Annotated in this window: 4 protein-coding genes and 1 pseudogene; 4 read left to right on the forward strand and 1 reads right to left on the reverse strand. The window is 68.5% G+C overall.

Annotation, left to right across the window (positions count from 1 at the left end):
- The first annotated feature begins 104 nt into the window (after positions 1-104).
- The 4 genes from lexA (at position 105) to AC1D2K_RS29480 (ending at position 3561) form a co-directional block, all read left to right on the forward strand.
- Positions 105-779, forward strand: coding sequence for a transcriptional repressor LexA (lexA, locus tag AC1D2K_RS29465; RefSeq protein WP_478093332.1), 675 nt, complete (start codon positions 105-107; stop codon positions 777-779).
- A 148-nt stretch (positions 780-927) separates the two neighbouring features.
- Entirely contained in the window at positions 928-1266 is a 339-nt protein-coding gene (locus tag AC1D2K_RS29470; RefSeq protein WP_478093334.1) for a hypothetical protein, read from the forward strand.
- Between the two features lie 118 nt (positions 1267-1384).
- The gene (locus AC1D2K_RS29475; RefSeq protein ID WP_478093336.1) at positions 1385-2392 is read left to right on the forward strand and encodes a D-2-hydroxyacid dehydrogenase family protein; all 1008 of its coding nucleotides are present in this window, start codon (positions 1385-1387) and stop codon (positions 2390-2392) included.
- On the forward strand, positions 2389-3561 hold the full coding sequence (locus AC1D2K_RS29480; protein WP_478093338.1) for an MFS transporter: 1173 nt from the start codon (positions 2389-2391) through the stop codon (positions 3559-3561). Before AC1D2K_RS29475 ends, AC1D2K_RS29480 begins: the two co-directional genes overlap by 4 nt.
- Here AC1D2K_RS29480 and AC1D2K_RS29485 read toward each other — a convergent pair.
- Positions 3551-5109: pseudogene (locus AC1D2K_RS29485) on the reverse strand (hypothetical protein); the annotation flags it as partial. The gene AC1D2K_RS29480 and the pseudogene AC1D2K_RS29485 overlap by 11 nt on opposite strands.

Below are 5109 nucleotides of genomic sequence, written 5' to 3' on the forward strand. Positions count from 1 at the left end.
GCGCTCACGGTTCAGGGAGATGGGGTCCATGGCTTGCCAACTTTTCAAAACTGGTTAAAAATACAGGTACTGGACGTTTAGCCAGTACCCCGTCAGGAGTCACCATGCAGTTCGCAGTCAAGCTTACAGCCCGCCAGCAGCAGATTCTGGATCTGATCCAGAGCGCCATCGCACGCACCGGTGCGCCCCCCACGCGGGCCGAGATCGCCGCCGAACTCGGGTTCAAGTCGGCCAACGCAGCCGAAGAGCATCTCCAGGCGCTGGCGCGCAAGGGTGTCATCGAGCTCGTGAGCGGCACCTCGCGTGGCATCCGGCTCAAGGGCGACGCACTGCGCTCCCTCAACGAATCCCGCAACAACCAGTTCTCGCTCTCCCTGCCGGGCATGGCACAGCTGGCATTGCCGCTGATCGGCCGCGTCGCCGCCGGATCGCCGATCCTCGCCCAGGAACACGTCGACAAGACCTACTACGTCGAGAACACCCTCTTCCAGCGCCAACCCGACTACCTGCTCAAGGTGCGTGGCATGTCCATGCGCGACGCCGGCATCATGGACGGCGACCTGCTGGCGGTCCAGGCCACCAAGGAAGCCCGCAACGGCCAGATCGTCGTGGCGCGGCTGGGAGACGAAGTCACGGTCAAGCGCCTGAAGCGCAACAAGCAGGTCATCGAGCTGCACGCCGAGAACCCCGACTACCCCACGATCGTGGTCCAGCCCGGCGAGCCCTTCGAAATCGAGGGCCTGGCGGTCGGCCTGATCCGCAACACGATGCTGATGTAAGCCGGCCAGTTCCGCGCCTGCGGTCACGCATGCGCATCCGATCCGGCCGCAACAGGTGGCGGGCGTATGGCGCGAAGAGCCATCACCCTGTCGAGGCCGATGAAAGCAATCCTGCCTGTGTTCAACCTCTGATTTTTCTGGAGTTCACATGGGAATCGCTCTCCTCAGCATTGCTGATCTTCTGACGCCGCTGCAGTCGCTGGCCAACCGCTGGATGCCACGGCGCCGTCCGGGCCGCACGATGTCATCGGGCCTGCGCTACGTCGGCGTTCGTCCCAGCTGCGGGCTTCGCCAGGGCGCTCCGGCGGCCGCAGGTGCGCCGGCACGCCCCCTGCGCGTCGTCCGGACGGTCGACGCGCAACAGCCGGGCCGGGCCGCCGGTCGTGTGGTGATCTCGGGCCGCATGGCGGATGTGTGTGCGGAGCTCGACCGCCTGGTGGCGCTGGAGGCCGCCGAGGCCACGCCCCGGCCGGCCCACATGCACTGAGCCCGCCCGCGAGGCGGATGCCGGCGTCGAGCAGGCGCCGGCAATCCGGGCCGATGCAGCAGACAAGTCGAGATACGCCGACACAGCATCCCGGTCGTGCGAGGCACAATGGCACGCCATGAACATTGTGATCCTCGACGACTATCAGGATGCGGTGCGCAAGCTGAGCTGCGCCTCCAAGCTCGACGCCTATGCGGCCAAGGTCTACACCAACACGGTCAAGGGCATTGGCCAACTCTCGGTGCGCCTGAAGGACGCCGATGTGATCGTGTTGATCCGCGAGCGCACCCAGATCTCCAGGCAACTGATCGAGAAGCTGCCCAAGCTCAAGCTGATCTCGCAGACCGGCCGGGTCGGCAGCCATGTCGACGTCAACGCCTGCACCGAGCAGGGCATCGCCGTGGCCGAGGGCTCGGGCTCGCCGCTGGCACCGGCCGAACTGACCTGGGCCCTGATCATGGCCGCGATGCGCCGGCTGCCGCAGTACATCAGCAACCTGAAACATGGCGCCTGGCAGCAGGCGGGCCTCAAATCGGCCTCGATGCCACCGAATTTCGGTCTCGGCTCGGTGCTCAAGGGCAAGACGCTGTGCATCTGGGGCTACGGGCGCATCGGCCAGTTGGTGGCGCGCTACGGCCAGGCATTCGGCATGCAGGTCGTGATCTGGGGCCGCGAACAGAGTTGTGCCAAGGCACGCTCCGACGGCTTCCAGGTCGCGTCCGACCGCGAGACCTTCTTTGCCGCGGCCGACGTGCTGTCGGTGCATCTGCGGCTGACCGACGAGACGCGGGGCCTGGTCACGCTCGAGGATCTCTCGCGCATGAAGCCGACCGCATTGTTCGTCAACACCTCGCGCGCCGAACTGGTCGAGCAGGATGCGCTGCTGGCGGCACTCAACCGCGGCCGGCCCGGGCTGGCGGCGATCGACGTCTTCGAGAGCGAGCCGCCGCTGCAGGGCCATGCGCTGCTGCGGCTCGAGAACTGCATCTGCACGCCGCACATCGGCTACGTCGAGCAGGACAGCTACGAGATGTACTTCGGCCAGGCTTTCGACAACGTCGTCAGCTTCATCAAGGGCAACCCCACCAACATCGTCAACCCCGGCGCGCTGCAGGTCCGCCGTTGAAGCGGCCAGCCCTGCCGGCTGCCCTGTGGGCCCTGCTGGCGGGCAATTTCGTGATCGGCACCGGCGTGATGGTGGTGCCCGGCACGCTCAACGAATTGAGCCAGTCCCTGCAGGTCAGCGCGGCCACGGCGGGCCAGTTGATCACCGCGGGTGCGATCGTGATGTGCCTGGGCGCCCCGCTGCTGGCGGCCGTGGTTGCGGGCTGGGACCGCCGCCTGCTGCTGGCCTGCACCATGCTGTGGTATGCCGCCGGCCACCTGCTGGCGACGCTGATGCCGAGCTTCGGCGGGCTGCTGCTGGTGCGCATGCTGACCGTCGTCGCACCCGCGGTGTTCACCGCGCAGGCGGCCGCCTGCGCCGGCTTGCTGGTGCCACCCGAACAACGTGGCCGCGCCGTCACTTTCGTCTTTCTCGGCTGGTCGATGGCCTCGGTGCTGGGGCTTCCGATCGGTGCGCTGGTGGGTGGCCATTTCRGCTGGCGAGCCGCGTTCGGCCTGATCGCGGTGCTTTCGATCGCCAGTGCGGCCTGGGTCTGGCTCAAGTTGCCTTCGGGCATCCGCCCTGCCGCCCTGTCACGCGAAGCCTGGGGGCGCGTCTTCAGGAGCCCGCTGCTGATGGGCGTGGTCTCGGTGACCGCGCTGCAGGGAGCGGGCCAGTTCGTGCTGTTCAGCTACTTTGCGCCGATCGTTCGGCAGAGCCTGGGCGCCAACGCGACCCAGATGGGACTCATTTGGGCCTGGTTCGGCGTCTGCGGGCTGGTGGGCAACATGGTCGTGAGCCGCTACATCGACCGGATCGGTGCGCCGCGCATGGTTCTGGTCACGACCGTGCTGATCGCGTTGAGCCTGCTGCTGTGGCCGCTGGCGATCACCTTCGCGACGCTGGCGCTGGTCCTGATGCCTTGGGGCCTGGGTTGCTTCGCCACCAATTCGGCCCAGCAGGCGCGGCTGGTCTCGCTGTCGCCGGCGCTCGCGCCAGGCTCGGTGGCGCTGAACAGCTCCGGAATCTACATCGGCCAGGCGGTCGGCGCGGCTGCCGGCGGCTGGCTGCTGGCCCGCGACGCCGTCGCCTGGATGAACTGGGTCGGCCTCTCGACCGTGCTGCTCGCCCTCGCCCTGAGCGTGGCGGTGGACCGTGCGCAGCGCCGCACGCCGGCTTTCAGCGCTTGATGATCGGCCGCGGAGCGATCTCCGCCTCGGTGCTCGGATCGAACAGGTCGAAATCGATCACGTGAGGATCGCTGGAGGGCACCGGCGGCTTCGGCGGCTCGATCGGCGCCGGCATGGTCTCGTAGGCGGTCTTGTCGAAGGCGTCGAGGTCCATCTCGAGATCGGGCCGGAGGTACGGCGGAGCCGTCTCGGCAGGGGCCGCGGACGGCACCTGCACACCCGGATCCAGCACGGTGTCGTCGTGCATGACGTGGTCGATCGAACCATAGATCGAGGGCGGCGGCACCGCCCCTCTCACGGCCGCCGGGGGGGCCTCGACTTCGATCGGGGCGGTCACGGTCGGCGCTCCATCGCGCGCGATGGCGTCGGCGGAGGCATGGGGTTCGAATGCGGCAGGCGAGGCGCTGTCGGGGTCGATCACCTCCTTGGCCACCGAATACAGAAGCAGCAATTCCTGGTAAGCCGTCAGATCAAAGGCGCCGTCATCATGGCTGCCGGGCTTGCGGAACACCAGTTCCTCGATCAAGGCCAGCGTGCCCGGCGCAGGCCACAGGGCCTCGATGCGCGCCAGCGTGCCGCGGTAGTGCTCCAGCCCCTTGCCGGCTTCGGTGAAATGCTCGAACGACGGGACATCGGCATTGAAGGCGTGCTCGAATTCGTCGRCCAGCCGTGCGTAGTCCTCCTTGCGATCGAGCGAATGGAAGATCCGCAGCAGATCGAGATAGGCGAGCGCGCTGGTGCCGGGATTGGCGGCAATGTGCTCGCGCAGCACGGCGACGGCCTGGTCGTGCTGGCCCAGCGAGAGAAAGAAGTCCGACTGCTGCTGGACGTCGAACAGTTCTTCGGTGTTCACCGGTCGCACCGGCGCACCCTCCGCCAGTTGTGCCGGATGGGGCAGCGGCGCGTGCGGGCCGCTGTCGAGGTCGTCGTTCTCGAGCGGCGCGAAAGGCGTCGGGCCGAAGGTCCTGGGAGGGGCCCCGCGTCGGGCCCGCGGCGGGTCCGAATCCAGGTCCATGTCTTCGTCGAGCAGCCCRCCGTGCGGTTGCGGTCGCCGCGCGGCATCGGCGGCTCCCGCCGCGGCCTCGCCCCACCAGGCCGGCGCCGTGGCCCGGCGCGCCAGGCGCCACAGCATGAACATGCCGATCAGCGCCAGCAGCAGCAGAGCAACCAGGGCATAGACCAGCGGATTGGCGTAGCGGGTCTCGCGCGCCTGGGCGAGTTCGCCGCGCAGTTCGAGCAGGGCCCGCTGGTTTTGTGCGGCCTGCTCGCGCAGCGCGGCCAGCGTGGCATCCATGTCCTTCGTGCGCTTGGCCTCGCGTTGCGCTTCCTCGGCGGCAGCGGGATCGAGCGCGCTCCAGAGCGCAGCCGCGGCCGCGCGGCGCACCGGATCGGGGGCATCGGGCAGGTTCAGTTCGGGCGTCGCCTTGAGGCTGCCGCTCAGCGCGGGCGCAGGCTCCCGGGCGTCCACCTGCAGCCGGGACCCGCCTGTAGCGGCCTGCCGCTTGGGCTCGGGAACGGCCACCGGGGGTGCGGCGCGCGGGGTCGCGG

The organism is Variovorax sp. P1_H12_2 (genome assembly GCF_056405335.1).